This is a genomic window from Pseudomonas palleroniana (assembly GCF_022836895.1).
Classification (GTDB): domain Bacteria; phylum Pseudomonadota; class Gammaproteobacteria; order Pseudomonadales; family Pseudomonadaceae; genus Aquipseudomonas; species Aquipseudomonas palleroniana.
The window spans coordinates 1,748,961-1,775,330 of the sequence record NZ_CP092411.1; the positions used below are offsets into that span (position 1 = coordinate 1,748,961).

A 26,370-nucleotide genomic window follows, 5' to 3' on the forward strand; every position below is an offset into this window, starting at 1 on the left:
GTCCTTGAGAGGGGGAGCGCCTTGTGGCTCTAAAGAGAGCGGTTATCAACTAGACGAACAGGAAGACGCGGCACAGTAAAAAATCCTCACCTGCCGGCGACTGAGGCCGGCGAGGTGAGGCGCTTCGATCAGATGTCCCAGATCACGTTGATCGCAAAGTTGCGGCCAGGCTGCGTCAGGCGGTCCAGGTTGGCCGGGCCGGTCACCGCGGCTTCGCCGACGCTGTCGTAGCTGCGTACGTCATCCCAGTTCCAGTACTTCTTGTCGGTCAGGTTGTAGAGGCCGGCGTTGAGGGTCACATCGCGGGTGACTTTGTAGTAGCCGGTCAGGTCGAGCACACCGAAGCCTGGTGTCTTGAACGGGCCGTTGCCATCCGGTGCGTGGAAGGTGCTGCTGTCGACGCGGTTCTGGCGTTTGACCAGGGTCCAGCTCAGCAGGCCACCGTAATTGTCCTGGTCGTAGCCCAGGCCGAACACGCCCTTGAGCGGGTTGACACTGTTGAGCGGCTCGCTGGTTTCGTCGTTACGACCGTAGGCATAGGACACCGAACCTTGGGTGTAAAGGCCGTGAGGCGCGCCGAAAGCATCCAGGTTCAGGCGACCCTTGGCTTCCGCGCCCTTGATGGTGGCACGCTTGATATTGACGGCCTGGAACTGTTCGACGGTGCCGCCGACCACGGCGTTGTCTTCGTCGATGAAGTTGCGATACTTGTTGTAGAACACCGCGATGTCGAAGGAACCTGCGTCGAACTTGCCACGAATCCCGGTTTCAATGCCTTTGCTGGTTTCCGGCTTGAGGTCTGGGTTGGGCTCCACGGTGTAACCCAGGTTGAGGTTTTCAAAGCGGCCGTACAGCGCCTTGGCCGATGGCGTGCGGAAGCCCTCGGCGTACTGGCCGAACAAGGTGTATTGATCGGTGAGGGCGTAAGTCAGGCCGAACTTGGGCGTCACGCGGTGCCAGGTTTTGTCCTTGTCGTTGACCGTATCCTGGCCGGTCGGGTTGACGGTGTTGAGGAATTCCTGGGTCAGCTTGGGCTTGAGCTGGGTGTAGTCGTAGCGCAAGGCCGGCAGGAAGGTCCATTTGTCCCAGGAGATCTGGTCCTGGGCGAACAGCGAATAGGTGTTGATGGTCGGGTCCGGGAAGTCACTGGACTTTTTCACGCTGTCGCCGGCTGAAGGGCTGGGCGCACCGATGGCGGTGCAGCCGGAGCCGACGGCCAGGCAGGTCGCCGAGCCTTCGCGCGAACCGGTGACTTTCTGCTGCTTGAGCGTGGTGCCGTAGGTCACCTGGTGATCGGTCTCACCGAGGCTGAAAGCCTTGTCCAACTGGGCGTCGAACACCCACTGGCGTTCTTCGTAAAGCGTGTCGCGGGTACGCAGGACGCGACGGCCGGACTGATAGATCTCAGCCGTGGTCTGGTCGGTCTTGGCGATCTGGTAATTGAGGCTGGTCTTGATGCGGTCGGCAATCGGCGATTGCAGAGCCAAGCTGTTTTCCAGGCCGAAGCGTTCACGGGTGATGGTGTCGTTGCCACGGCGGTCACGGTACAGATTGAAGCCCCGCCCACCAACGAACGGGCCACCTACAGCGTTTTTCAGGTTGACGTCGCGGTCATCCTTGAACTTCTCGTAGGTCAGGCCCAGGCGGTTGTCATCGCCATAGTTCCAGCCCAGCTTGGCGAGGACATTGGTGGTGCGTGCCTCTTCCGGGTTGGCGCCGGTGCGGGCCAGGCCGGTGGCATTGTTGCCGTCGTAGGACTCCATTTCATGCCCATTGCGCTGGCTCAGGTGCAGCAAGCCGTCGAAGTCCTGCACGCGGCCGGCGACGGTGCCGGAGGTCAGCCAGCTATCGTCGGCGGAGCTGTAGCCGGTTTTCAGGCGGGCACCGACATCCTGGCCGGGCTTGATGATGTCGTCCGGGTCGAGGGTGAAATAGCTCACCGCGCCGCCAATCGCACTGCTGCCGTACAGGGCTGAGGCCGGGCCGCGGAGGATTTCCACACGCTTGACGATTTCCGGGTCGACATAATTGCGACGCGTCTTGGCGTAGGGGCCGTTGAAGAAGTTGTCAGGGACTTCGACACCGTCCACCTGGGTGAGGATGCGGTCACCGTCGATACCACGAATGTTGTAGCCGGCATTGCCGGAGCGGGTGCCGGCGCCGCCGACGGAAACGCCAGGTTCGTAACGCACCAGTTCGCGAATGGTGCTGACGTTCTGGCGGTCCAGTTCCTCGCGGTCGTGCACCGTGACGGTGCTCGGCACACTGTTGACGTCCTGTTCATTACGGGTGGCGCTGATGGTCACCTGTTGCAAATTGAGGGTGCTGCCGGCTGCGCGTTTTTCCAGGACGATGGTGTTATTGCCCAGTTTGCGGTAGCTCAGGTTGGTCCCCACCAACAGCCGGTCCAGGGCTTTTTCCGCTGACAGCGGGCCGCGTACACCCGGGGAAGATACGCCCTGGCCCAGTTCCGCCGGCAGGCCGACTTGCCAGCCGGTCACCGCGCTAAAGGCATTCAGCGCCGAGACCAGGGGTTGCTGCTCGATACTGAAAGTGTAATTGCCATGGCTGCGGGCGATGGGCTCGGCAGCCATGGCGACCGTCATGGGCGCGCCCGCCAGCAGGATGGCGGCGGTCAGCAAGGACAGGACGGGCGAGGAAGACCGGCGGTTGAAACGAGAGGACATCGAGAGCGCTCCGGAGGTACGAATCTTATAGTTGCGCACTGAACCAAATAGGAATCAGTTGCATTGGCTAAGACGAGACGTACCACTGCGGGCTATCGAGTAAAATTAATTCTCATTTAGTTCAGAATGACCAGTGCCGGGTACTCCGAAAGCTTGGCCGAGGTGATGTGCGCCAGGGAGCGCACCACGTCCAAGGGCTGGTCAAGCCGGTAATTGCCGGTGACGGCGACGCTGGCGAGCTTGTCGTTGTTGTTGACGATCCAGCCTGGGTAATAGCGGCGCAGTTCAGCCAGTACTTCGCCCATCGGGCAGTTTTCAAACACCAGTCGGCCCTGGACCCAGGCCAGGTCCTTGCTGGCATCTAGTTTGGCCGGTTGGCCAAAGCCCTGGGGGCCGATGCGGATGCTTTCACCGGCGCTCAGGCGCACCCGGGCATCGTTTGCGGTGGTGCTCAGGTCGACATCGCCGCGTTGCACCTGCACCTGCGCTTCGCCATTGAGGTAACGCACGGCGAAGTCGGTGTCGCGCACACTGGCGCGCACCGGGCCGGCATCAATCTCCAGGGGCAGGCCGCGGCTGGGTACGACTTCGAAAAACGCCTCGCCTTGATACAGGCGTGCGACGCGCTGGTGATCCTTGATGCTGCTGGAAAGTGCCGAATTGGTATTCAGCAATACCTTCGAGCCATCGTCCAACTGCAGGCGCTGGCGTTCGCCCACGACGGTCAGGTGGTCGGCTTGCAGGCGCATGGGCAAATTGCTGAAGCTGAACAGTCCGAGCAGCAGCACGGCGGCGGTGGCCAACGGTTTCCAATGCGGCTTGAGGCGGCGCCAGGCACTCGGCTTGCGGGGTGCGGCCAGGGCTACGGCGGCGCTGTGCACCGGCGCGCTACCCCACGCCGCCTCGGCTTTGGCGAAGGCGTGCGGGTGCGCCGGGTCGCTGGCCAACCAGGCGTTGAACTCGGCCTGTTGCCCGGGATGTGGGCACTGCAAGGCGACCAGCCAATCGAGCGCCTGGTTCATGGCCGCATCTTGCAGCACCTCATGAGCCAGCTCATGAGGGCGCAGTTTATTCGGGTCCGTCACGGTGTTCCTCGGGGCTTCGCCACGTTTTATTGGTCTTTCCTACAGCCTGGATCAACATTTCTGTCGGGTGCAGCTTAAGGCTGATCCAGCCGGTCGGCCACACCTACACAGATGGCCATGATCAATTTCAGTTCCTTTTGCACAGTACTCAAGGACACGTGGAGTTGGTCGGCAATCTCTTGATAGCTGCAACCGTGCAGGCGACTGAGGATAAAGATCTGCTGCTGGCGGGCGCTCAACTGGCCGAGGCTGACGCTCAGGTGTTCAAGCAGTTGCTCGGCCTGGGTTGCATCTTCCGGGGTGCTGATGGGGGCGGCGACGCTTTGCAGGATATCCAGTGGGACATCTTCCTGCAGCGTACGGGCTTGAATCCTGCGCGCACGCAGATGATCCAGCGCCAGATTGCGCGCCGTCTGATAGACGAAGGGTTCGAGGTGGTCGATCGGCCGCTCGCTGAGGGCACGGGTGACGCGCAGGTAGGTTTCCTGCAACAGGTCTTCGGCGGTGCTGTGGTTATTCACCATCCGCTGCAAGGTGCGTAGCAGAATCACCCGTTGGGTGAGAAAGACTTGGTTGAAGCGAGATTGGCTCACAGTGATACCAGACCGATTTGCAGTTAATGATAATGCTTATCATCAACTGAAATGGCAAGTGCGGTATTTGATCGTTCCCACGCTCTGCGTGGGAATTCATCCTGTGACGCTCCGCGTCACGACCTTGGGACCGGGACGCAAAGCGTGGGAACCTGCAGGTCGCCTTATTCGGCGTTACACAGCGCCAGGCAGTTATCCAGCATACGGTTGGAGAAACCCCATTCGTTGTCATACCACGCCAGCACCTTCAGCAACTTGCCGCTGACCTTGGTGTGATTGGCATCGAAAATCGACGACAACGGGTTGTGGTTGAAGTCGCTGGAAACCAGCGGCAAGGTGTTGTAGCCGAGGATTTTCGAGTGTTGGCTGGCTTCTTTGAGCAGTGCGTTGACTTCCTCGGCGGTGGCTTCTTTCTTCAACTGCACGGTGAGGTCGACCAGCGACACATTGATCACCGGTACACGGACCGCCATGCCGGTCAGCTTGCCTGCCAGTTCCGGCAGTACCAGGCCGACGGCTTCGGCCGCACCGGTCTTGCTCGGAATCATGTTCTGGGTGGCCGAACGCGCGCGATACGGGTCGGTGTGGTAGACATCGGTCAGGTTCTGGTCGTTGGTGTAGGCATGAATGGTGGTCATCAAGCCGCTTTCGATCCCCAGCTCGCGATGCAGCACCTGGGCGACCGGTGCCAGGCAGTTGGTGGTGCACGAGGCGTTGGAGATGATCTGGTGGGATTGACGCAAAATGTCGTGGTTCACACCGTAGACCACGGTGGCGTCCGCGCCTTTGGCCGGTGCGGAGATGATCACCTTGCGCGCACCGGCGGTAACATGGGCGGCAGCCTTGGCACGGTCGGTGAACAGGCCGGTGCATTCGAACACCACATCGATTTTCAGCGCGGCCCAGGGCAGTTCGGCCGGGTTGCGAATGGCACTGACGGCAATCCGGTCGCCGTTGACGGTCAGGCTTTCCTGATCGTGGGCGACCTCTGCTTCAAAAGTGCCATGCACGGTGTCGTATTTGAGCAGGTGGGCATTGATCGCGCTGTCGCCCAGATCATTGATGGCGACGATCTGCAAATCCTTGCGGTAGCCTTGGGTATACAGTGCGCGCAGGACATTACGGCCGATGCGGCCAAAACCATTGATTGCGATGCGAAGAGTCATTGGAAAGTGCCTGTCGTCGATTTGTTGTAAGAATTACAAGATTATTCGCATAAAAATAGAAAACAAGCCTTTTTAGTGGCAATATTTTGTTCAATCTACAACGAGTGACCTGAATCAACTGGTCCGATGATCCGAACGACACCCTGCCATCCCATGAGCTGCGGGCGTTTGGTCAACATAGGAACGAGGGTCGCCACATCCGTTAGCCTGGAGTTCTACACATGCATCCCCGCGTTCTTGAGGTCACCGAACGGCTTATCGCCCGCAGCCGCGCCACCCGCGAGGCCTACCTTGCGCTCATTCGCGGCGCCGCCAGCGACGGTCCGATGCGCGGTAAGCTGCAATGCGCCAACTTTGCCCATGGCGTGGCCGGCTGCGGTGCTGAAGATAAAAATAGTCTGCGTATGATGAATGCCGCCAACGTGGCAATTGTTTCCTCATATAACGACATGCTCTCGGCACACCAGCCGTACGAACATTTCCCTGAACAGATCAAGCAAGCCCTGCGTGAAGTCGGCTCGGTCGGCCAGTTCGCCGGCGGCACCCCCGCCATGTGCGACGGTGTGACCCAAGGTGAGCCCGGCATGGAGCTGAGCCTGCTCAGCCGCGAAGTGATTGCCATGTCCACGGCGGTAGCGCTGTCCCACAACATGTTCGACGCCGCCTTGATGCTGGGCATCTGCGACAAGATCGTCCCTGGCCTGATGATGGGCGCGCTGCGCTATGGTCACCTGCCGATGATCTTCGTCCCGGGCGGGCCGATGCCGTCGGGCATTTCCAACAAACAGAAGGCCGATGTGCGCCAGCGCTATGCCGAAGGCAAGGCCACCCGCGAAGAGCTGCTGGAATCGGAGATGAAGTCCTACCACAGCCCCGGCACCTGCACTTTCTACGGCACCGCCAATACCAACCAGTTGCTGATGGAAGTGATGGGCCTGCACTTGCCGGGCGCTTCGTTCGTCAACCCGTACACGCCGCTGCGTGACGCACTGACCCGTGAAGCGGCGCATCAAGTGACGCGCCTGACCAAGGCCAACGGCAATTTCATGCCGATCGGCGAGATCGTCGATGAGAAGTCGATCGTCAACTCCATCGTTGCCCTCAACGCGACCGGCGGTTCTACCAACCACACCTTGCACATGCCGGCCATCGCCATGTCGGCGGGCATCATTCTCACCTGGCAGGACATGGCCGATCTCTCCGAGGTAGTGCCGACCCTGTCCCACGTGTATCCAAACGGCAAGGCCGATATCAACCACTTCCAGGCGGCGGGCGGCATGTCGTTCCTGATTCGCGAACTGCTTGAGGCCGGCCTGCTCCACGAAGACGTCAACACCGTGGCCGGCAAGGGCTTGAGCCGCTACACCCAGGAGCCGTTCCTGGTCGACGGCGAGTTGATCTGGCGCGACGGCCCGATCGAGAGCCTCGATGAAACCATCCTGCGTCCCGTGGCCCGTGCATTCTCGGCCGAGGGCGGTTTGCGCGTGATGGAAGGCAACCTCGGTCGTGGGGTGATGAAAGTCTCGGCCGTGGCCCTGGAGCATCAAATCGTCGAAGCGCCGGCCGTGGTGTTCCAGGACCAACAGGACCTGGCCGACGCATTCAAGGCCGGCGAGTTGGAAAAGGACTTTGTCGCGGTGATGCGATTCCAGGGCCCGCGCTCCAACGGCATGCCGGAATTGCATAAAATGACCCCGTTCCTCGGCGTGCTGCAGGACCGAGGCTTCAAAGTGGCACTGGTCACGGACGGGCGTATGTCCGGCGCCTCGGGTAAGATCCCTGCCGCGATCCACGTCAACCCCGAAGCACAGAGCGGCGGGCCGCTGGCGCGGGTGCAGAATGGCGATATCATTCGCGTGGATGGCGTGAAGGGCACCTTGGAGCTTAAGGTGGACGCCGAAGAATTCGCAGCGCGCACACCTGCCACGGGCCTGTTGGGCAACAACGTGGGGGCTGGTCGCGAACTGTTTGCATTTATGCGCTTGGCCGCAAGCTCCGCAGAGCAGGGCGCCAGCGCCTTTACCTCTGCCTTGGAGACGCTTAAGTGAAGCTTGCGCTGGTCGGTGACATCGGGGGAACCAACGCCCGTTTTGCGTTGTGGCAGGATCAGGAGCTGCATTCGATCCGGGTGCACGCCACGGCGGATCACTCAAGCCCTGAGGCGGCCATCATGGTCTACCTCAAGGAAGAGGGCCTGCAAATCGGCGACATCGGCGCGGTGTGCCTGTCGGTCGCCGGGCCGGTGAGCGGTGATGAATTTAAATTCACCAACAATCACTGGCGCCTGAGCAAGACTGCATTCTGTAAAACCCTGCAGGTGGATAACCTGCTGCTGGTCAATGATTTCACGGCCATGGCCCTGGGCATGACACGGCTCAAGCCCGACGAATTTCGCGTGGTCTGCGAAGGCACGCCGGAAGCGTTTCGCCCTGCGGTGGTGATCGGCCCGGGCACTGGCCTTGGCGTCGGTACGTTGCTGGATCTGGGGGGCGGCCGTTGGGCGGCGTTGCCGGGGGAGGGCGGCCATGTCGACCTGCCCCTGAGCAGCCCGCGTGAAACCCAGCTGTGGCAGCACATCCACAATGAGATCGGCCACGTCAGCGCCGAGACCGCCCTGAGCGGTGCTGGCCTGCCGCGTGTCTATCGCGCAATCTGTGCGGTGGATGGCCATACGCCGGTGCTGGACACGCCCGAAGCCATTACGGCGGCGGGGTTGGCCGGTGACCCGGTGGCCGTGGAAGTCTTGAACCAGTTCAGCATCTGGTTGGGCCGCGTAGCGGGCAACAACGTGCTGACCACCGGCGCGCGCGGCGGTGTGTATATCGTGGGCGGGGTGATCCCGAGGTTTGCCGACTTCTTCATCAACAGTGGTTTTACCAAGAGCTTCAGTGACAAAGGCTGCATGAGCGACTACTTCAAAGGTATTCCGGTGTGGTTGGTGACCGCGCCGTATTCCGGGTTGACCGGGGCGGGTGTGGCGCTTGAGCAGGCTTTTGCATAGACCTTGATGGCCTCATCGGGGGCAAGCCCCTCCCACACTTTGATGTGTGAATACATTCAAAATGTGGGAGGGGGCTTGCTCCCGATGGTGGCCCTAAGCAACACATGACTCAAGCTTGGCCATAACTACAAGGAGGACCCCGTGAGCGTAATCAGTAAATCGATTCTCCTCGTCGACGACGACCAGGAAATCCGCGAATTGCTGCAAACCTACCTCAGCCGCGCCGGTTTCCAAGTCCGTGGCGTGTCGGATGGTGCGGGGTTCCGCCAGGCCATGAGCGAGGCACCATGCGACCTGGTGATTCTTGATGTGATGCTGCCCGACGAAGACGGTTTCAGCCTGTGTCGTTGGGTTCGTCAGCACCCACGTCAGGCCCAGGTGCCGATCATCATGCTGACCGCCAGTTCCGACGAAGCCGACCGGGTGATCGGCCTGGAGCTGGGCGCCGACGATTACATCGGCAAGCCCTTCAGCCCCCGCGAGTTGCAAGCGCGGATCAAGGCCCTGTTGCGTCGTGCCCAGTTTGGCCAGGAGCGCAGCGGCGCAGGTGATGTGCTGGCGTTTGACGAGTGGCGGCTGGACATGATCAGCCACCGCCTGTTCCATGTGGATGGCGAGGAGGTGATCCTCTCCGGCGCCGACTTTGCCCTGCTCAAGCTGTTCCTTGACCACCCCCAACAGATTCTCGACCGCGACACCATCGGCAACGCCACCCGTGGCCGCGACCTGATGCCGCTGGACCGTATCGTCGACATGGCGGTCAGCCGCTTGCGCCAGCGCCTGCGCGATACCGAGAAACCCCCGCGGCTGATCCGCACCGTGCGTGGCAGCGGTTATCAACTGGCAGCCAGCGTGGTTGCCGGCAATGCCCACTGAGCGTCTGACCGAGCGCCGCGTCCGCTTTCCCGTACCCCGTTCGCTGCTGGGGCGCATGTTGCTGCTGACCCTGCTCGTGGTGCTGTTTGCCCAGGCACTGTCCAGCGTGATCTGGGTCTCGCAATTGCGCGCTACCCAGCTTGAAGGCCTGGTCACGAGTGCCCGTAGCCTGGCGCATTCGATGACCGCCAGTGTCAGTTACTTCCGCTCGTTGCCCGTGGCCTATCGCCCGTTGGTGCTCGACCAACTGCGCAGCATGGGCGGCACCCGTTTCGTGGTGACCCTCAATGACCGGCCGCTGGACATGGCGATATTGCCGCAGACGCCGCGCAAACAGGCCGTGCTTGAGGCCGTGGATGAAGTGCTGCGCCAGACCCTGGGCGCCGATGTGCATATCTCGGTGGAGTTCGTCAGTGCCGAAGACCTGCGGATTTTCAACGCCGGTTTGAAGCTCGATGAACTGCCGCGCTCCTGGGCGCATTACGCACTGACCCTGGAGCCGGTGAACCCGCCAGTGCTGGTGACCCAGATCCAGCTTGCGCCCGGTGAGTGGCTGTACATCGCCTCGCTGCTGCCCGAGCCTTATACCAGCCTGGAAGAACAGGGCCTGCCGGCCCAGCAGGTGTGGTTTATCGTGCTGACCAGCGGCTTGCTGTTGCTGTTCATCGGCCTGCTGGTGCACTGGCAAAGCAGGCCGCTCAAGCGCCTGGCGCGGGCGGCGCGGGACATGTCCCTGGGCGCCGATGTGGAGCCGGTAGCCGAAGGCGGCGGCAGCGAAGTGGTGGAAGTCGGGCGTGCCTTCAACGCCATGCGTGAGCGCATCAGCCGTTACTTGACCGAGCGCAGCCAGTTGTTCAGCGCGATCTCCCATGACCTGCGCACGCCGATTACCCGCTTGCGCCTGCGCGTGGAGCTGCTGGAAGACGAGAACCTGCAAACCAAATTCGGCCGCGACCTGGATGAGTTGGAGCTGCTGGTAAAGGGCGCGCTGCAATGTGTGAAAGACACTGACATCCACGAGAACATCGAACCGGTGGATTTGAATCACGTGCTCGATTGCCTGGTGGAGCCGTACCTGGCGCCCAATGGCAATGGCCGCATCACCCAGGACGGCCGTGCCCTGGCGCCTTATCCGGGCAAGCCGCTGGCGCTCAAGCGCTGCATCGGCAACCTGATCGACAACGCCTTGAAGTACGGGCAGAAAGCTCACTTGCATATCGAGGACGATGGCGTGGATTTTATCCTGCACGTCGACGACGAAGGCCCCGGCGTACCGGAGCAGCGCCTGGAACAAGTCTTCGAACCGCATTTCCGTCTGGCCGGGCAGCAACAGGGCTATGGCCTGGGCCTGGGGATTGCGCGCAACATCGCACACAGCCATGGCGGGGAGGTGAGCCTGCAGAACCTGCGTGAGGGTGGCCTGCGGGTGACCTTGCAACTGCCTCGTGGATTGGACTGAATACATGAGGTCAAAATGTGGGAGGGAGCAAGCCCCCTCCCACATTTTTGATCTGCATGGGCTCAGATGCTCTGGCGCAATCGGGCCAGGTCTCTTAAAGGCGGTGCCCCAAACAACCGGCTGTACTCGCGGCTGAACTGCGACGGGCTTTCATACCCGACTCGATACCCTGCCGCCGACGCTTCCAGCCCTTCGGCGATCATCAGCCGCCGCGCTTCCTGCAAGCGCAACTGCTTCTGATATTGCAGCGGGCTCATCGCGGTGATCGCCTTGAAGCGATGGTGCAAGGTCGAAACGCTCAGGTTCACTTCCTTGGCCAGGTCATCGATACGCAGCGGTTGTTCGTAGTTGCCGTTCAACCAGGTGATTGCCTGGCTGACCCGATGGCTCTGGCTGTTGGCGACGGCGATTTCATACAGCCGATAGCCCTGCGGGCCACGCAATAGCCGATAGAGGATCTCGCGGTTGATCAATGGCGCGAGCATGGCGATGTCTTTGGGCGAGTCCAGCAGGCGCGTCAAGCGCAGCACCGCGTCGAGCAGTTGGCTGTCGATGCGGTCTACGTACATGCCACGGGAGGTGGGGCGCGAGGGCACGCCCATCGGCCCGGCCTCGGCGATCAGGGCGGTGAGCTGCGCCGGGTCGATATTGATGCGTACCGACAGGTTGGGATCGTGCGGCGTGGCATCGATGATCCGGCCCGCCACGGGCATAGCGACCGAGAACACCAGGTAGTTGAGTGGGTCGTAGGCAAAGATTTCGTCGGCCAGGCGGACTTCCTTGCTGCCACTGGCGAGGATGCACAAGGCCGGCTCCACCAGCACCGGCATGAAATCGCGCGGTGTGTTGTGGCGGTTCAGATACAGCGAGGTGATAGCCGTGCCATAGGAACCGTCTTCCCAGGTATGGCGTTGCACGATGCTGGCCAGTTCGGCGCGCTGCTTTTCCATCTCGGCATCGAGGGGAATCAGCGGATGTTCAGGCGACGACATGGAGTGACCTCTACACGCTTCTTCGATGGGCTCAGCTTAGTGGGCGCTTTTCAAAAAGTGTTACGTCGATTCTGCACAATCCTTGCCTGATCCTGCGATATGGCGTGAATCAGGCAAGCGCAAGGCCCGTCATCTCCCTGAAACACTGAGTGTGTGCCTGGAACACGACCTGCGGGCCGAGTGGCTTATCTACGCTTCTCGCAGGATTGTGCAATAAGCCTGCAGGAATTGACTAACCGCGTTTGCACCCGCGCCGTTATCTTTGATCCTGTGGCAACACGCCCTCAGCGTGTTTGCCGAGTATCACTTCTCAACGGGAGAGTCGAACATGTCCACCCCCATTCCCGCGAGCCATATGGCCTTTATCCGTGCCCGTACCGGGTGCAGCACCGAACTCGGTGCACGCTTGAGCAGTTTGATCGAACCGGGCCGTCAGGCTCAGGGTTGCCTGCAGTTTTCGTTGCAGCATTCCCAGGTCGACCCCGATGTCTGGCTGATCTCGGGTTTCTGGAGTAGCGAACAGGCGATGAGCGCCTACTTCAACTCGCCGGCCCTGATGATCTTTACCGAGTTGTTGAACGACATGGTAGTGCGCAGCATGGACTTCCAGACCTTCACCGATGCATCTGCCGTACATGCCTACGGCGAGTACCTGCAACTCGCCGGTTGAGGGTTAGAATGGCCGACTTTCCATTGGCCAGGACCTGCAACATGGCACGTAAACAATTTGCCCACCACGAAGCCGTTTCCGCCGTAGTACCGGGGGAAGGGGGCTACAGCGCCGCCGTCGCCGTCAAGGCACTCGATGGCATGGGCGCACCCAGGTTTCACAAGATCCTTGATGGCCAGAAGTTCAAGACCGCCTCCGACGCCGACGATGCAGCCGCGCTGCAGCTTGAATACCTGGTCGACGTAGACGAAGACGGCCAACTGGCTTGGACAACTGCCGCAAACTAGAAAGCGCCGTCGATCAGGGAGGGGGCTCCTGATAGCAGAGAGTCAGTCGATGCATGTGTTGACTTCACCCACGCTATCGGGAGCAAGCCCCCCTCCCACAGGTTTTATTGCATGCCATCAGCGGCTATTGGCACCAGGGCGATACATCTTGAACAGCGCCTCTGGCCCCAACTGGAAGTAATCCGCCGGGCCGCCACCGCGCAGGATCGGTTCGGCGGCGGCGGTGTCGTAGATGCCATCCTTGAGCAACCACTTGGCGATGTGCACCGCGACCACTTCGCCCAGTACCAGCCAGCTCGGCACCAGTTGCTTGTCGGCGCGCTGCAGTTGAATGATCTGGGTCACCTTGCATTCAAACGAGACCGGGCTCTCGCCCACCCGCGGTACGCCAACGATTTTCGAGGCCACCGGCGTCAGGCCGGATAACTCGAATTCGTTCACCTCCGGCGATACGGCGGCGCAACTCTGGTTCATCTGCTCGGCCAACGGGCGGGTGGCCAGGTTCCAGACAAACTCGCCGGTCTGTTCGATGTTGTTAAGGCTGTCTTTACGCCCGACGCTGGAAAAACCAATGATCGGCGGAATGTAGTTGAACGCATTGAAGAAGCTGTAGGGCGCCAGGTTCAGGCGACCTTCGCGATCGTGGGAAGAAATCCAGCCGATCGGCCTTGGCCCGACGATGGCATTGAACGGGTCATGGGGCAGGCCGTGACCGTTGGCAGGCTCGTAGAAATGGATATCGTCAGACATGACCGGGAGTTCCTGCTATTGGCTTCGGGAAGGAGGCCATACTGCAAGGCATGGCGCTGAATTTCCATCAACCGTATGGAATTTTCATTGATTGCCCACCGAATTTTCACAGCTCTGCATTCAGTCTGCGCGCCAGGCCGACACCCCTCTAAGTCGGCGCGTTGAAAGACTGAGCTTCGGAGCCTTCTGTACCATGAACAAACTTCCTCAGATCACCCTGGCGTTCTGGGTCATGAAAATCTGCGCAACCACCCTGGGCGAAACCGCCGGGGATTTGTTGTCGATGACCCTCAACGTTGGCTACGCCATCAGCTCGATGATCTTGATCAGCGTGTTCCTCGTCACCTTGCTGACGCAACTCTGGTCGAAAACCTACAACCCTGTGCTGTACTGGATCGTGATTTTGTCCACCAGCACCGCGGGCACCACCATGTCTGACTTCATGGACCGCACCCTGGGGCTGGGCTACGCCACGGGCTCCATGATCCTGATCGCGATCCTGATGATCATCTTCGCGTTGTGGCATGTCAGCGGCGACTCGCTGAACGTGAACAAAGTGCAAACCTTCCGGGGCGAGTTGTTCTACTGGATGGCCATCCTGTTCTCCAACACCTTGGGTACCGCGCTGGGCGACTTCCTGGCCGATGACTCGGGGCTCGGCTTTGCCGGTGGCGCCTTGTTGATCGGCTCGGCGATTGCCGGGGTAGTGGCGCTCAAGTGCTTCACCCGGATCTCGTCGGTGCTGTTGTTCTGGGTGGCGTTTGTCTTGACCCGGCCGTTTGGTGCGACGCTGGGTGACTTCCTTACCAAACCCTATGAAAAGGGTGGGCTGGATTTCGGCACCATCGGTTCGTCGGCGGTATTGGCGGGTGTACTGGTGGTGATGATTGCCGGGGCGTCGTATGCGCAGCGGCGATATGGGCGTCAGCCGGCAGCAGAGCTGTCCTGATCCGACTATCCTGGCAAGATAGAACTCAATGTGGGAGGGGGCTTGCTCCCGATAGCAGTGGTTCAGTCAACCGATTTATGGCTGACACACCGCCTTCGGCAGCAAGCCCCCTCGCACCGTTTTAGTCGGTGGTGATGCGCGAGTGCTTGCGGGTGTCTTTCATGGTCACATAGACCAACAACGACACCGCGATACACGCAGTCACGTACCAGTAGTAGCCGGTTTCCATACCGATACTCTTGAACCACAGCGCGATGTATTCAGCGGTACCGCCGAAGATCGACACGGTCAACGCATACGGCAGGCCCACGCCCAAGGCACGAATCTCGGTGGGGAACAGCTCGGCTTTCACCACGGCATTGATCGAGGTGTAGCCGCTGACGATGATCAACGCCGCCATGATCAGGAAGAACGCACCCCACCAGGTCTGGATGGTGTGCAAGGTGGTGAGGATCGGTACTGTGCAGAGCGTGCCGAGGATGCCGAAGGCAATCAGGATCGGCCGACGGCCAACCTTGTCCGACAGCCCGCCGACCAGGGGTTGCAGGCACATGAACAGGAACAGCGTCGCCGCCGAGATGGTGGTGGAGTCGGAGATGCTCATGCCGACGGTGTTCACCAGGTATTTCTGCATGTAGGTGGTGTAGGTGTAGAACGCCAGGGTGCCGCCCATGGTCAGGCCGACGACGGTCATCAGCTCTTTGGGATGGCGCAGCAACGTGCGCATCGCGCTTTCCTTGGCTTTCTCCTTCTTGGTGAACGACTCGGTTTCTTCCATGCCACGACGCAGGTACAGCGCGACAACCGCGCACAGGGCGCCGATGGCGAACGGGATGCGCCAGCCCCAGGCATACAGTTGCTCGGTGGTCAGTACTTGTTGCAGCACGATCAATACCGCCAGCGCGATGAGCTGGCCGGAGATCAGGGTCACGTACTGGAAGCTGGAGAAGAAACCGCGACGCTCCTTGGTCGCCATTTCACTCAGGTAAGTGGCCGAAGTGCCGTATTCGCCACCGACCGACAAACCTTGCAGCAGGCGGGCGAAGACCAGCAGAATCGGCGCGCCGATGCCGATGGTGTCGTAGCCAGGGCTCAGGGCGATCAGCAGCGAGCCGAAGCACATCAGCAATACCGAGGCCATCAGTGCAGCCTTGCGGCCCTTGTAGTCAGCGTACATGCCCATCAGCCAGCCGCCGATAGGACGCATCAGGAAGCCCACGGCGAAGATCGCAGCGGTGTTCATCAATTGCGCGGTGGAGGAGCCTGCCGGGAAGAAGGTCTTGGCGAAGTACAGCGAGAAGGCGGCGTAGACGTACCAGTCGTACCACTCGACCATGTTGCCGACGGAGCCACTGAAAATCGATTTGATCCGGCTGGAGGTAGTGCGCTCTTTTGCCGGCACGGCCGCCGACCCCAGAGGCAGGGTGTTGGAGTTATCCATTGAAGGATCCTTCATCTAGTTGTTTTTATGGAGCAGCGCGTGCGCAGCCTGGTTCGGCTATAGCAGGAGCTGTGCCAAGGGGATGAAGGCCCGGTCTAGAAGGGTTGCAGGATTATTTTGAGCGGAAAGTTGCCGATGATTCTTGATGGCTGAGCGGAAATCCGCTTATGGCGGCAGGCCTCATCGGGAGCAAGCCCCCTGCCACATTGTGATTTGTGAACACACTCAAGTGTGGGAGGGGGCTTGCCCCCGATGACGGCCTGAAAGGCACCGCAAAGCCTGGCTTAGAGAAACATCTCCCGCACCAACCCATGACGCTGCATCTTTTCATTGAAAGTCCGGCGCGGCAGTTGCAGTTCCGCCAGGACCGCCTTGATATCGCCCTTGTGCCGGGTCAATGCGGCCTTCAGGCAATGAGCCTCGAAGGCTTCTTGCTGCGCGGCCAGCGATTGCCCGGCCTCGACACCCTCAGGCTCAGGTTCGCCAAGCCCCAGCACCTGGCGTTCGGCAACGTTGGCCAATTCGCGCACGTTGCCCGGCCAGTCATGGCTGAGCAGGCGTCCCAATTGCGCGCCGCCGAGCGGTTCGGCGCTGCGGCCAAGGCGCTCGGCGGCATTTTGGGCAAAGTGATCGAACAGCAGTGGAATATCTTCACGGCGCTCACGCAAGGGCGGCAGGCGCAACTGTGCGACGTTCAGGCGATAAGCCAGGTCTTCGCGAAAGCGCCCGGCGCGGGCCTCTTCCAGCAGGTCGGGTTTGGTGGCGGCAATGATGCGCAGGTCGACGTGGATACTCTGGTTGGAGCCCAGCCGCTCCAGTTTCTGCTCCTGCAACACACGCAGCAGTTTCACCTGCTGGGCCAGGGGCATGCTTTCGATTTCATCCAGGAACAGTGTGCCGCCGTGAGCGTATTCCAACTTGCCGATACGCTTGCCCTGGGCGCCGGTGAAGGCGCCGCTTTCGTGGCCGAACAGCTCGGCTTCAAACAGCTGCTCGGGGATCGCCGCACAGTTGAGCGCCACAAATGGCTTCTTCGCCCGCGGGCCGAAATCATGCAGGCAACGGGCAACCAGCTCCTTGCCGCTGCCGGTCTCGCCACGGATCAGCACATTGACCGGCAAGCTGGCCAGGTCCAGCACCTGCCGGCGCAAGGTCTGCAAGCCCCGGGATACGCCGAGCAGGCTGGATTCAAGCTGTGCCCGTTGATCGGCCTGCTGGTGCAGGCGGCGGTTCTCCAGGATCAGCCCGCGTTTGTCCAGGGCGCGACGCAGGCTATTGAGCAGGGTATCAGGGCTGAAGGGTTTCTCGAGGAAATCGTAGGCACCGTCACGCATGGCTTCTACCGCCATCGGCACGTCGCCGTGGCCCGTCAGCAGGATCACCGGCAGGTCGGCATCGCGGCGCTGCACTTCGGCCAGCAGCTCCAGGCCGCTGAGCCCGGGCATGCGCACGTCGCTCAAGATGACACCGGGAAAGTCCCTGGGCAGTTGCGCCAGGCAGGCCTCGGCGCGGCTGAACAACTGCACGTCAAACCCCGACAGGCTCAGCCATTGCTCGACGGCCGTGCGGATGCTGGCTTCGTCATCGACCACAATCACCGCGTTCAACATAGGTCGGGTGTCTCCAGTGCGATAGGCAAGGTCAGGGTGAACACGGCGCCGTCGCCACGGTTGCCGGCGATCAGGCGCCCGCCCAGTTCGTGCACGATAGCGTAAGACACCGCCAGCCCCAGGCCCAGGCCGTCACCTACCGGCTTGGTGGTGAAGAAGGGGTCGAACACGCAGCTCAAATGCTCATCGTCAATCCCGCCGCCACTGTCGCTGACGGTCAGTTGCCACAGCTGCTGATCGGCCTGCAGGCGGATTTCCAGGCGTTTGCGCGGTTTATCGGCCATGGCGTCAAGGGCGTTGCGCAACAGGTTGATCAGTACCTGTTCCAGGCGGATCGCATCGCCGCGTACCCAGGCGGGGCGGGTCAGGTCCAGCACCACGCCGATGGCCTCATTACGCAGGCGCGCGTCGAGCAGGTGCAGGGACTGGTCAACCACCGTGGCCAGGTCCAGGCGTTCACGCAGGCCACTGGGGCTTTTACGGGCGAACGTCTTGAGGTGGCCGGTCAGCGCAGCCATGCGTGTGAGCATGTCGTCCAGTGGGGTGAGCGCTTGGTAGGCATCGTCCACGCGGCCATGATCCAGCAGCAGGCGCAGGGTTGCCAATTGCATGCGCTGGGCGGTCAGAGGCTGGTTGATTTCATGGGCGAGGGCGGCGGACATCTGGCCCAACGCCGCCAGCTTGGCCGATTGCACCAAACCGTCCTGGGCCATGCGCAAGGCTTGGGTGCGTTGCGCCACAAGCTGTTCGAGTTCTTCACGGCTGCGCTGGCGCAAACGGGCCAGGCGCCAGCGCTGGGTCAGAAACAGCGTCAGGAACACCAATGCCAGCCAGGAGCCGGCAGCGGCGAGGCCGGCATTACGCTGGTCTTCAAGGGCGGGCTGGGGTTTGCGCAGCAGGTGCAGCGTCCAGCCTTCGGCCTTGAGCGGCAGCGATTCCCAGATGTAATCGGCGCTGCCGTCGGGGCCATTGACGCGCATCAGGTGGCTGTTGTCGTCGAAACGCTGCAGGGCTTGGGTCTCCAGTGGCTGCAAGCGCTTTTTGTCGTATTGGCGTGTGGCCTTGAGCTCGGCGAGGTCACCGTCCGACAACGGGCGCAGGTTGCGATAACGCCAGCCCGGCTGGTTGGCGATAAATACGATGCCGCGCGCGTCGCTGACCAGCAGCAGGTCATTGCCCTGGGCCCATTCGCGCTCAAGCTCGGGGAACTCCAGCTTCACCACCATGGCACCGAGAAACTGCTCGTGTTCGTCCACTACCGCGCTGGAGAGAAAATAGCCGGGAATACCGGTGGTCACGCCCACCGCATAAAAGCGCCCGGCGCCCTGGCTCAGGGTCTGGCTGAAATAGGGACGAAATGCGTAGTTATGCCCGACATAGCTGCTGGGCAGGTTCCAGTTACTGGCAGCGACAGCAAGGCCGGTGCGGTCCATCAGTTCCAGGGTAGAGGACTGCGCCGCACTGTTGATGCGTTCCAGCTTGCGGTTGAGCACAGCCTGGGTGGTGGCATCCAGCGGGCCCTTCAACGCGTTGATCATTTCCGAGTCCAGCGCCAGCACGGCGGGCAGGGCACGGTAACGTTCGATCAGGGTGTGCAGGGAATTGCCATACAGCGTGAGCTGTTGTTTGGCGCGTGAAGCGTCGTCCACCAGGGCCTGGCGTTCGGCATGGCGGGTGGCGAAGGTCGCGGCGAGCAGCGCACCGGCGATGATCAACAGGCAGTAGAAAGTCAGGCGAAGGGGGCGAGGGATCGCGATCATACGGTGATGGGCAGGCACGGTAAGGGGTGAGCACCATACCATGCGCCATCGGGTGTAGTGAGCGGGCTTGCCCCGCGCTGGGTGGCAAAGCCGCCCCAATCAGGACACCACGGTGTATCAGAAAGACCGAGGCGCCTGGGTTTAGGGCGGCTGCGCCACCCAGCGCGGGGCAAGCCCGCTCACTACGGGCTTACTGGACTTCTACCGCCAGGCTGTCACTGATCTTTTTCTGCCAGATGGCAGGACCGGTGATGTGGACGGACTCGCCCTTGCTGTCCACCGCGACGGTGACCGGCATGTCTTTGACCTCGAACTCGTAGATCGCTTCCATGCCCAGTTCGGCGAAAGCCACGACGCGCGACTTCTTGATGGCCTGGGCCACAAGGTAAGCGGCGCCGCCGACGGCCATCAGGTACACGGCTTTGTGGTCCTTGATCGCTTCGATGGCGGTTGGGCCGCGCTCGGATTTGCCGATCATGCCCAGCAGGCCGGTTTGTTCGAGGATCTGACGGGTGAACTTGTCCATCCGCGTCGCGGTGGTCGGGCCTGCCGGGCCAACCACTTCTTCGCGCACCGGATCAACCGGGCCGACGTAGTAGATGAAGCGGCCCTTGAGGTCCACCGGCAGGGTTTCGCCCTTGTTCAGCATCTCGACCATGCGCTTGTGCGCCGCGTCGCGACCGGTGAGCATCTTGCCGTTGAGCAATACGGTTTCGCCCGGCTTCCAGCTCTGCACTTCTTCCGGGGTCAAGGTATCGAGGTTGACGCGGCGGGCCGACGGGCCGGCTTCCCAGACGATCTCCGGGTAGGCGTCCAACGGTGGCGCTTCCAGCGATGCCGGGCCGGAACCGTCGAGCACGAAGTGGGCGTGACGGGTGGCGGCGCAGTTGGGGATCATGCACACCGGCAAGGACGCGGCGTGGGTCGGGTAGTCCATGATCTTCACATCGAGCACGGTGGTCAGGCCGCCGAGGCCCTGGGCGCCGATGCCCAGTTGGTTGACCTTCTCGAACAGCTCCAGGCGCATCTCTTCGATACGGTTCTGCGGGCCGCGCTTTTTCAGCTCGTGGATGTCGATGGATTCCATCAACACTTCCTTGGCCATGACGGCGGCTTTTTCGGCGGTGCCGCCGATGCCAATGCCCAGCATGCCCGGAGGGCACCAGCCGGCGCCCATGGTCGGAACGGTCTTCAGTACCCAGTCGACGATCGAGTCGGACGGGTTGAGCATCGCCATCTTCGACTTGTTCTCGGAACCGCCGCCCTTGGCTGCTACATCCACTTCCACAGTGTTACCCGGGACGATGGAGTAGTGGATCACGGCCGGGGTGTTGTCCTTGGTGTTCTTGCGCGCGCCTGCCGGGTCGGCAAGGATCGATGCACGCAGGACGTTTTCCGGCAGGTTGTAGGCGCGACGCACGCCTTCGTTGATCATGTCGTCCAGGCCCATGGTGGCGCCATCCCAACGTACGTCCATGCCCACGCGCACGAACACGGTGACGATACCGGTGTCCTGGCAGATCGGGCGGTGGCCGGTGGCGCACATGCGCGAGTTGATCAGGATCTGGGCGATGGAGTCACGAGCCGCTGGCGATTCTTCGCGCAGGTAGGCTTCGTGCATGGCCTGGATGAAGTCAACGGGGTGGTAGTAGGAAATGAATTGCAGGGCGTCGGCAACGCTCTGAATCAGGTCGTCTTGCTTGATCACGGTCATGAGTCGCGCTCCTCTATAAGGGAACATTCAATAAAGGTGGCTTCAGTGTTGCATCGGTCGGCTGAAACCACCTTTCCAAGGCACGCCAAAGTGGTGCAGGCGCGACGCTAAAAAGGCGCGGCAGTATAACCCGGCACGGTGGCCGATACACCCGACTATGGTCAAACTGTCGCAGGCGTGATTCCCTGTGTGCCCCTTATGATTGAGTCCTCCCATGCCTGAACTGTACGTCGGTGAGCGCCACTGGTCGGTCACCACCGGCAGCAACCTGCTGGATGCCCTGAACCAGGCGGGTGTGGGCGTGCCCTACAGTTGTCGGGCGGGCAGTTGCCATGCGTGCCTGGTGCGATGCCTGGGACAGGTCGACGACCAGCAGCCAGACGCCTTGAGCCCGGCGCAACGCCAGGACGGCTGGCGTTTGGCGTGTCAGTGCCAGGTTATCGGCGATCTTGAGGTTGAGACCTTTGATCCGCTGCGTGACGGTTTGGCGGCCCGGGTGGTGGGCGCCGACTGGTTGAACACAAATGTGCTGCGCCTGCGTCTGCAACCGGAACACGGCCTGCGTTATCGGGCCGGGCAACATCTGGTGTTGTGGGCGGGGCAGGTAGCGCGCCCCTATTCCCTGGCCAGCTTGCCCCAGGAAGATCCGTTCCTGGAGTTTCACCTCGATTGCCGCCAGCCGGGTGAGTTCAGCGATATTGCCCGGCAGTTGCAGGTGGGCGATGTGCTGCGATTGGGCGAGTTGCGCGGGGGAGCACTGCAATACGATCCCGACTGGCACACCCGGCCGTTGTGGCTGCTGGCTTCCGGCACCGGCTTGGGGCCTTTGTGGGGCGTGCTGCGTGAGGCGTTGCGCCAGGATCATCAAGGCGCCATCCGCGTGATTCACCTGGCCCATGATGCGCAGGCTCATTACTTGGCCGGTCCCCTGGCGGAGCTGGCCGCGCAGCATCCCAACTTGACTGTGGAACTATGGACGGCGGCTGAGCTGGCCCAGGCATTGGCGCAACTGCGGCTTGGTTCGCGGCAAACGCTGGCTCTACTCTGCGGGCATCCTGCCAGTGTCGAGGAGTTTTCCAAGCGGCTGTTCCTGGCCGGCTTACCGCGCAATCAACTGCTGGCCGATGTGTTTGTGCCCCGTGGTTGAGGGCTGAATTGCGCTGCTGCGGTGAAGGTGTGTTGTCTGGGTGGGCCTCATCGGGAGCAAGCCCCCACATTGTGATTTGTGAACACATTCAAGTGTGGGAGGGGGCTTGCTCCCGATGGGGCTATGAAGCCAATACAAAATCCGATCTGCAAAGCAAAAAGCCCCGCCATTCACATGGCGGGGCTTTTGTTTTTTAGCGTGTCACTCAGACCTGCGGGTCGCCCACATGCAGGATCTTCATGCCATTGGTGCCACCGGTGGTGTGGTAGCTGTCGCCCTTGGTCAGGATGACCCAGTCGCCTTTCTCGACGACGCCGCGCTTGACCAGTTCGTCGATCGCCTTCTGGCTGACTTCGTTAGGTGCCAGCGAAGCCGGATCGAACGGAATGGTGTATACGCCACGGAACATCGCCGCGCGGGCCTGGGCTTCGCGGTGGGGGGTGAACGCGTAGATCGGCACCGAGGAACGGATGCGCGACATGATCAACGGCGTGTAGCCACTTTCGGTCAAGGCGATGATCGCTTTCACGCCCGGGAAGTGGTTGGCGGTGTACATGGCGGCCAGGGCGATGCTCTGGTCGCAGCTTTCGAACACTTTGCCGATACGGTGGCTGGAGGTCTTGCTGGTCGGGTGCTTTTCGGCACCGACGCAGATACGCGCCATGGCTTGAACGGCTTCCAGCGGGTACGGGCCGGCGGCGCTTTCAGCCGAGAGCATCACGGCGTCGGTGTAGTCGAGCACGGCGTTGGCCACGTCGGACACTTCGGCACGGGTCGGCATCGGGTTCTGGATCATCGACTCCATCATCTGGGTCGCCACGATCACCGCTTTGTTGTGGCGGCGGGCGTGCAGGATGATTTTCTTCTGGATACCGATCAGCTCGGCGTCGCCGATTTCCACGCCCAGGTCGCCACGGGCAACCATCACCGCGTCGGAGGCATTGATCAGGCCGTCGAGGGTTTCGTCATCGGCCACGGCTTCGGCGCGTTCGATCTTCGCCACCAGCCAGGCGGTGCCGCCGGCTTCGTCACGCAGTTTACGCGCGTATTCCATATCAGCGGCGTCGCGCGGGAAGGACACGGCGAGGTAGTCCACTTCCATTTCGGCGGCGAGCTTGATGTCGGCCTTGTCTTTGTCAGTCAGCGCCGGCGCCGTCAGGCCACCACCGCGACGGTTGATGCCTTTGTGGTCGGACAGCGGGCCGCCGATGATCACGGTGCAGTGCAGTTCAGTCGGGGTCGCGGTTTCGACGCGCATCACTACGCGACCGTCGTCCAGCAGCAGCTCGTCACCGACGCCGCAGTCCTTGACCAGGTCCGGGTAGTCGATACCCACGACTTGCTGGTTGCCTTCGGTCAGCGGATGGCTGGTGGAAAAGGTGAAGGTGTCACCGATCTTCAGCTCGATACGCTTATTGGTGAATTTGGCGATACGGATTTTCGGGCCTTGCAGGTCACCCAGCAATGCAACGAAGCGACCGTGCTTGGCGGCCAGGTCACGCACCAGTTTGGCGCGAGCCTTGTGCTCGTCCGGGGTGCCGTGGGAGAAGTTCAGACGGGCGACGTCCAAACCAGCCAGAATCAGCTGTTCGAGGACTTCCGGCGAGTTGCTGGCCGGGCCAAGGGTGGCGACGATTTTGGTACGACGGACGGACATGCACAGACTCCTGAGTTCAAGCGCTGGGGAAGGCTACTATGCTCTTTCGTTGTAGTCATTGTTCGTTTGCACTACTTATCGGCGATTGACTTGTTTTCGTTGCGGCTGAATAGGCGAACGCCCTTGAAGATTTTCGACAAGGGGTCGATACACTGCACAAGACAGGAGAACCCCCATGCGAATTTTGCTCGTTGCCGCCTTGGCCGTCAGTGTAGTCGGCTGTACCCGTTGGTCGATGGACCATCATTTGAACAATGCCTACCGTGCCTACGGGGTGGGTGATTGCGAGCGTGTCACCCTTGAGCTGTCCCAGGTCGACCGTGAAAGCCGTACCCGCCGCTATGTGCAACCGGAGGTCTCGATGTTGCGCGGGCAATGCCTGGAGCGGCAGAAACTGTTCGTCGATGCGGCACAAACCTATCAGTTCATCATCAGCCAATACCCATCGAGTGAGTACGCCTATCGTGCCCGCGCCCGGCTCGATACCTTGCAGCAGTTGGGGCACTACTCGGGTGCCAGCGTGGCACAGCCACGTCCCGCATCTTTGTAATGATATTTGTGATTTGATTGCTGGCCTGTTGCCAGGCGTGGGCTATCCTTTGAATGTCCGTTTGTACAAGTTTCCATTCAAACGGATGAGGCGCCCGGATTCGGCCGTTGTTTAGTGGCAATGCAGTAGCTGTTGCCACACCGATATCCAGGCAGAGCGGGCAATGGGCTCGTTCCGAATCACTGGCACGGCCAGATTCATGGCCACTGGATGGCGATTTCATCATGATTACCGAACGAAGGATCGAACGGCATCAGTTATCTTGTTTTTTGCAGGTGTTCAATCGTCTGACCGACAAGCCTGTCGGCTTTCTGGGCAACCTCTCTGAAGAAGGGCTGATGTTGATCAGCCAATTACCCATGATGGTCGATGCGGATTTTGAGTTGCGCTTGAAGATCCCCGGGTCTGACGGCGAGTTTCAGTACGTTGACCTGACGGCCACCTGTTTGTGGAGTTATGAGGACATCAACCCACAGCATTATGATTCCGGCTTCTGCATACGTCAGGCATCCGAAGAGTATCGGCAGTTGATCACTGCGTTGTTGCATTATTTCAGCTTCGATCCGCTGCAGGCCTCCGCTTGAACACGACGTGTTGTCGGCTCGGTCAGGCGCTTGTCCTCGACCGGGCCGTACGCTTTTTTTAGAAAGCCCCGGCTTTTTTCCAGCTCTGATAGCGCGTGACCAACTTGGCTCCCAACTCGGACGGCAGGGCATCGAGCACCGATAGCCCATGGGCGTTCAAACGATCATGCAGTTCATTGCGCGTGTTGAGGTAATCAATCGCGCCACTGTAGGCCAATGCTTCCGACAGGGTCTGCACGGGGACTTGGCGCAGTTCATCGAGGACATGTTCTCGCAGGCTGGCCACCATCACCCGGTGCTGCCGACTGATACGGTTGACGGCAGTCATGAGTGCCTCATCGTCTTCATCCCTTAGATTGGTCACCACGATCACCAGCGCCCGACGCTTTTGTCGAGCCAGCAGATGGCTTGCGGCGGCCTCATAGTCGGCTGTTTTACGGGTGGTATCCAGGTCGTAAACCGTATTGAGCAATACGTTCAGTTGGCCACTACCCTTGACCGGTGCCAGGTAACGCGGCTGGTCACTGGCAAAGGTGCACAGACCCACGGCATCGCCCTGTCGTAACGCGACGTAGCTGAGCAACAGGCAGGCGTTGAGGGCGTGATCGAAATGGGAGAGCTCATCGTCCTGGCTGCGCATGCGTCGACCGCAGTCGAGCATGAACACGATTTGCTGGTCGCGCTCATCCTGGTATTCGCGGGCGATTGGCGTGCGTTGCCGTGCCGTCGCTTTCCAATCGATCTGGCGCAGGCTGTCACCCTCGCGAAACTCGCGCAGCTGATGAAACTCAAGCCCCAACCCTCGTCGCGGGCGTTGACGTACACCGAGTTGGCTCAGCCAGTTATCCACACCCTGCAACTGTGCGCCGTACAATCGGGCGAAATCCGGGTAAACGCGGGTAGCGTCCCGAGCGTCGATCAAGCGTCGAGCCGACCATAGCCCTAAGTGGCTGGGCAGGTGGATTTCGCAACGACTGAAGCTGAAATGCCCTCGTCGCAAGGGGCGAACGCGATAGCCCAGCTCGCAGCGCTCGCCAGGTCGCAACTCGATGGACTGCGGCAGGTTCTCCAGGCTCAAGCCATCCGGTACGTGATCGAACACCGTCAAGGTGATGGGTTGTGGATAACTGTGCTGCACTGCCAGCCTGACTTCCCCCCAGCGTCCCAACGCCAGGCTGCCGGGTAATTGCCGTTCTATTCGCGGCGAAGGGCGGCGGCGCAGGCGTAAAGCGTCCAGCAGCGAGAGCAGCAGCAACGCCAGCAACAAGCCCCAGGCCACCGAATGCAACGTGTCGGGCACCTTGAGCTGCAAGGCAGCCGCAGCACCCAGCACAATATTCAAGCCCAGCAGCACGCCAAGCCAGGTCAGAAGCAGACGGGTTGGTTTCATTG

Annotated in this window: 22 protein-coding genes; 10 read left to right on the forward strand and 12 right to left on the reverse strand. The window is 61.1% G+C overall.

Annotated features, from left to right (window positions below):
• Positions 1–128: 128 nt before the first annotated feature.
• The 4 genes from MJP36_RS07935 to gap form a co-directional block, all read right to left on the reverse strand.
• Positions 129–2,687: a TonB-dependent receptor gene (locus MJP36_RS07935; protein ID WP_244385151.1), complete on the reverse strand. Its 2,559-nt coding sequence runs from the start codon at positions 2,685–2,687 to the stop codon at positions 129–131.
• A 116-nt stretch (positions 2,688–2,803) separates the two neighbouring features.
• A complete protein-coding gene (locus tag MJP36_RS07940; protein ID WP_244385152.1) occupies positions 2,804–3,772 on the reverse strand; it encodes a FecR family protein in 969 nt (322 codons plus the stop codon).
• A 74-nt stretch (positions 3,773–3,846) separates the two neighbouring features.
• Positions 3,847–4,365, reverse strand: a complete 519-nt coding sequence (locus MJP36_RS07945; RefSeq protein WP_060754234.1) for an RNA polymerase sigma factor — start codon at positions 4,363–4,365, stop codon at positions 3,847–3,849.
• A gap of 164 nt (positions 4,366–4,529) precedes the next feature.
• Positions 4,530–5,531, reverse strand: a complete 1,002-nt coding sequence (gene gap, locus MJP36_RS07950) for a type I glyceraldehyde-3-phosphate dehydrogenase (RefSeq protein WP_244385153.1) — start codon at positions 5,529–5,531, stop codon at positions 4,530–4,532.
• A gap of 221 nt (positions 5,532–5,752) precedes the next feature.
• Here gap and edd point away from each other — a divergent pair, with 221 nt between their 5' ends.
• The 4 genes from edd to MJP36_RS07970 all read left to right on the forward strand — a co-directional run bounded on the left by edd (position 5,753) and on the right by MJP36_RS07970 (position 10,867).
• Positions 5,753–7,579 carry a phosphogluconate dehydratase gene (gene edd, locus MJP36_RS07955; protein ID WP_090368818.1) on the forward strand — a complete coding sequence of 609 codons (1,827 nt, stop codon included), beginning with the start codon at positions 5,753–5,755 and terminating at the stop codon, positions 7,577–7,579.
• Entirely contained in the window at positions 7,576–8,532 is a 957-nt protein-coding gene (locus tag MJP36_RS07960) for a glucokinase (protein WP_060754231.1), read from the forward strand. Before edd ends, MJP36_RS07960 begins: the two co-directional genes overlap by 4 nt.
• A gap of 141 nt (positions 8,533–8,673) precedes the next feature.
• The gene (locus MJP36_RS07965) at positions 8,674–9,408 is read left to right on the forward strand and encodes a response regulator (RefSeq protein WP_060754230.1); all 735 of its coding nucleotides are present in this window, start codon (positions 8,674–8,676) and stop codon (positions 9,406–9,408) included.
• Positions 9,398–10,867, forward strand: coding sequence for an ATP-binding protein (locus tag MJP36_RS07970; protein WP_198760556.1), 1,470 nt, complete (start codon positions 9,398–9,400; stop codon positions 10,865–10,867). The genes MJP36_RS07965 and MJP36_RS07970 overlap by 11 nt, the downstream gene beginning before the upstream one ends.
• 62 nt (positions 10,868–10,929) lie before the next feature.
• Here MJP36_RS07970 and MJP36_RS07975 read toward each other — a convergent pair whose 3' ends face one another.
• Positions 10,930–11,859, reverse strand: coding sequence for an AraC family transcriptional regulator (locus tag MJP36_RS07975; protein ID WP_060754228.1), 930 nt, complete (start codon positions 11,857–11,859; stop codon positions 10,930–10,932).
• A gap of 328 nt (positions 11,860–12,187) precedes the next feature.
• Between MJP36_RS07975 and MJP36_RS07980 the strand changes: the two genes are divergently transcribed.
• Together MJP36_RS07980 and MJP36_RS07985 are read left to right on the forward strand one after the other, a co-directional pair.
• Complete coding sequence (locus MJP36_RS07980; RefSeq protein ID WP_060754227.1) at positions 12,188–12,529, forward strand: antibiotic biosynthesis monooxygenase family protein; 342 nt, start codon at positions 12,188–12,190, stop codon at positions 12,527–12,529.
• 8 nt (positions 12,530–12,537) lie between these two features.
• Positions 12,538–12,816: a hypothetical protein gene (locus MJP36_RS07985; RefSeq protein ID WP_244385154.1), complete on the forward strand. Its 279-nt coding sequence runs from the start codon at positions 12,538–12,540 to the stop codon at positions 12,814–12,816.
• Between the two features lie 117 nt (positions 12,817–12,933).
• On the opposite strand, the gene MJP36_RS07990 is transcribed toward MJP36_RS07985, so the two are convergent.
• A complete protein-coding gene (locus tag MJP36_RS07990; protein ID WP_060754225.1) occupies positions 12,934–13,566 on the reverse strand; it encodes a flavin reductase family protein in 633 nt (210 codons plus the stop codon).
• A 193-nt stretch (positions 13,567–13,759) separates the two neighbouring features.
• Here MJP36_RS07990 and MJP36_RS07995 point away from each other — a divergent pair, with 193 nt between their 5' ends.
• Positions 13,760–14,515: a COG4705 family protein gene (locus MJP36_RS07995; RefSeq protein WP_244385155.1), complete on the forward strand. Its 756-nt coding sequence runs from the start codon at positions 13,760–13,762 to the stop codon at positions 14,513–14,515.
• Between the two features lie 121 nt (positions 14,516–14,636).
• Here MJP36_RS07995 and MJP36_RS08000 read toward each other — a convergent pair whose 3' ends face one another.
• From MJP36_RS08000 to MJP36_RS08015, 4 genes are all read right to left on the reverse strand, one after another.
• Positions 14,637–15,956 (reverse strand): MFS transporter, encoded by a 1,320-nt coding sequence (locus MJP36_RS08000; protein ID WP_060754223.1) that lies wholly within the window; start codon positions 15,954–15,956, stop codon positions 14,637–14,639.
• A 284-nt stretch (positions 15,957–16,240) separates the two neighbouring features.
• Entirely contained in the window at positions 16,241–17,566 is a 1,326-nt protein-coding gene (locus MJP36_RS08005; protein WP_244385156.1) for a sigma-54-dependent transcriptional regulator, read from the reverse strand.
• Positions 17,560–19,326 (reverse strand): ATP-binding protein, encoded by a 1,767-nt coding sequence (locus tag MJP36_RS08010; RefSeq protein WP_161549389.1) that lies wholly within the window; start codon positions 19,324–19,326, stop codon positions 17,560–17,562. Before MJP36_RS08010 ends, MJP36_RS08005 begins: the two co-directional genes overlap by 7 nt.
• Before the next feature lie 190 nt (positions 19,327–19,516).
• Positions 19,517–21,040, reverse strand: coding sequence for a fumarate hydratase (locus MJP36_RS08015; RefSeq protein ID WP_104994706.1), 1,524 nt, complete (start codon positions 21,038–21,040; stop codon positions 19,517–19,519).
• 214 nt (positions 21,041–21,254) lie between these two features.
• Here MJP36_RS08015 and MJP36_RS08020 point away from each other — a divergent pair, with 214 nt between their 5' ends.
• Complete coding sequence (locus MJP36_RS08020; RefSeq protein ID WP_244385157.1) at positions 21,255–22,187, forward strand: iron-sulfur-binding ferredoxin reductase; 933 nt, start codon at positions 21,255–21,257, stop codon at positions 22,185–22,187.
• Between the two features lie 205 nt (positions 22,188–22,392).
• Here MJP36_RS08020 and pyk read toward each other — a convergent pair whose 3' ends face one another.
• The gene (gene pyk / locus MJP36_RS08025; protein ID WP_060754218.1) at positions 22,393–23,844 is read right to left on the reverse strand and encodes a pyruvate kinase; all 1,452 of its coding nucleotides are present in this window, start codon (positions 23,842–23,844) and stop codon (positions 22,393–22,395) included.
• 175 nt (positions 23,845–24,019) lie between these two features.
• On the opposite strand from pyk, the gene MJP36_RS08030 reads away from it, so the two are divergent.
• Complete coding sequence (locus MJP36_RS08030; protein WP_060754217.1) at positions 24,020–24,394, forward strand: tetratricopeptide repeat protein; 375 nt, start codon at positions 24,020–24,022, stop codon at positions 24,392–24,394.
• Positions 24,395–24,618: 224 nt separating this feature from the next.
• The gene (locus MJP36_RS08035; protein WP_060754216.1) at positions 24,619–24,978 is read left to right on the forward strand and encodes a PilZ domain-containing protein; all 360 of its coding nucleotides are present in this window, start codon (positions 24,619–24,621) and stop codon (positions 24,976–24,978) included.
• Positions 24,979–25,036: 58 nt separating this feature from the next.
• Here MJP36_RS08035 and MJP36_RS08040 read toward each other — a convergent pair whose 3' ends face one another.
• Positions 25,037–26,368 carry a DUF58 domain-containing protein gene (locus MJP36_RS08040; protein ID WP_060754215.1) on the reverse strand — a complete coding sequence of 444 codons (1,332 nt, stop codon included), beginning with the start codon at positions 26,366–26,368 and terminating at the stop codon, positions 25,037–25,039.
• Positions 26,369–26,370: the final 2 nt, after the last annotated feature.

Coding starts and splice junctions, on each gene's coding strand:
- MJP36_RS07935 (WP_244385151.1), bottom strand. CDS start 2,687: ATGTCCTCTCGTTTCAACCGCCGGTCTTCCTCGCCCGTCCTGTCCTTG.
- gap (WP_244385153.1), bottom strand. CDS start 5,531: ATGACTCTTCGCATCGCAATCAATGGTTTTGGCCGCATCGGCCGTAAT.
- edd (WP_090368818.1), top strand. CDS start 5,753: ATGCATCCCCGCGTTCTTGAGGTCACCGAACGGCTTATCGCCCGCAGC.
- MJP36_RS07970 (WP_198760556.1), top strand. CDS start 9,398: ATGCCCACTGAGCGTCTGACCGAGCGCCGCGTCCGCTTTCCCGTACCC.
- MJP36_RS07975 (WP_060754228.1), bottom strand. CDS start 11,859: ATGTCGTCGCCTGAACATCCGCTGATTCCCCTCGATGCCGAGATGGAA.
- MJP36_RS07980 (WP_060754227.1), top strand. CDS start 12,188: ATGTCCACCCCCATTCCCGCGAGCCATATGGCCTTTATCCGTGCCCGT.
- MJP36_RS07985 (WP_244385154.1), top strand. CDS start 12,538: ATGGCCGACTTTCCATTGGCCAGGACCTGCAACATGGCACGTAAACAA.
- MJP36_RS07990 (WP_060754225.1), bottom strand. CDS start 13,566: ATGTCTGACGATATCCATTTCTACGAGCCTGCCAACGGTCACGGCCTG.
- MJP36_RS07995 (WP_244385155.1), top strand. CDS start 13,760: ATGAACAAACTTCCTCAGATCACCCTGGCGTTCTGGGTCATGAAAATC.
- MJP36_RS08000 (WP_060754223.1), bottom strand. CDS start 15,956: ATGGATAACTCCAACACCCTGCCTCTGGGGTCGGCGGCCGTGCCGGCA.
- MJP36_RS08005 (WP_244385156.1), bottom strand. CDS start 17,566: ATGTTGAACGCGGTGATTGTGGTCGATGACGAAGCCAGCATCCGCACG.
- MJP36_RS08010 (WP_161549389.1), bottom strand. CDS start 19,326: ATGATCGCGATCCCTCGCCCCCTTCGCCTGACTTTCTACTGCCTGTTG.
- MJP36_RS08015 (WP_104994706.1), bottom strand. CDS start 21,040: ATGACCGTGATCAAGCAAGACGACCTGATTCAGAGCGTTGCCGACGCC.
- MJP36_RS08020 (WP_244385157.1), top strand. CDS start 21,255: ATGCCTGAACTGTACGTCGGTGAGCGCCACTGGTCGGTCACCACCGGC.
- pyk (WP_060754218.1), bottom strand. CDS start 23,844: ATGTCCGTCCGTCGTACCAAAATCGTCGCCACCCTTGGCCCGGCCAGC.
- MJP36_RS08030 (WP_060754217.1), top strand. CDS start 24,020: ATGCGAATTTTGCTCGTTGCCGCCTTGGCCGTCAGTGTAGTCGGCTGT.
- MJP36_RS08035 (WP_060754216.1), top strand. CDS start 24,619: ATGATTACCGAACGAAGGATCGAACGGCATCAGTTATCTTGTTTTTTG.
- MJP36_RS08040 (WP_060754215.1), bottom strand. CDS start 26,368: ATGAAACCAACCCGTCTGCTTCTGACCTGGCTTGGCGTGCTGCTGGGC.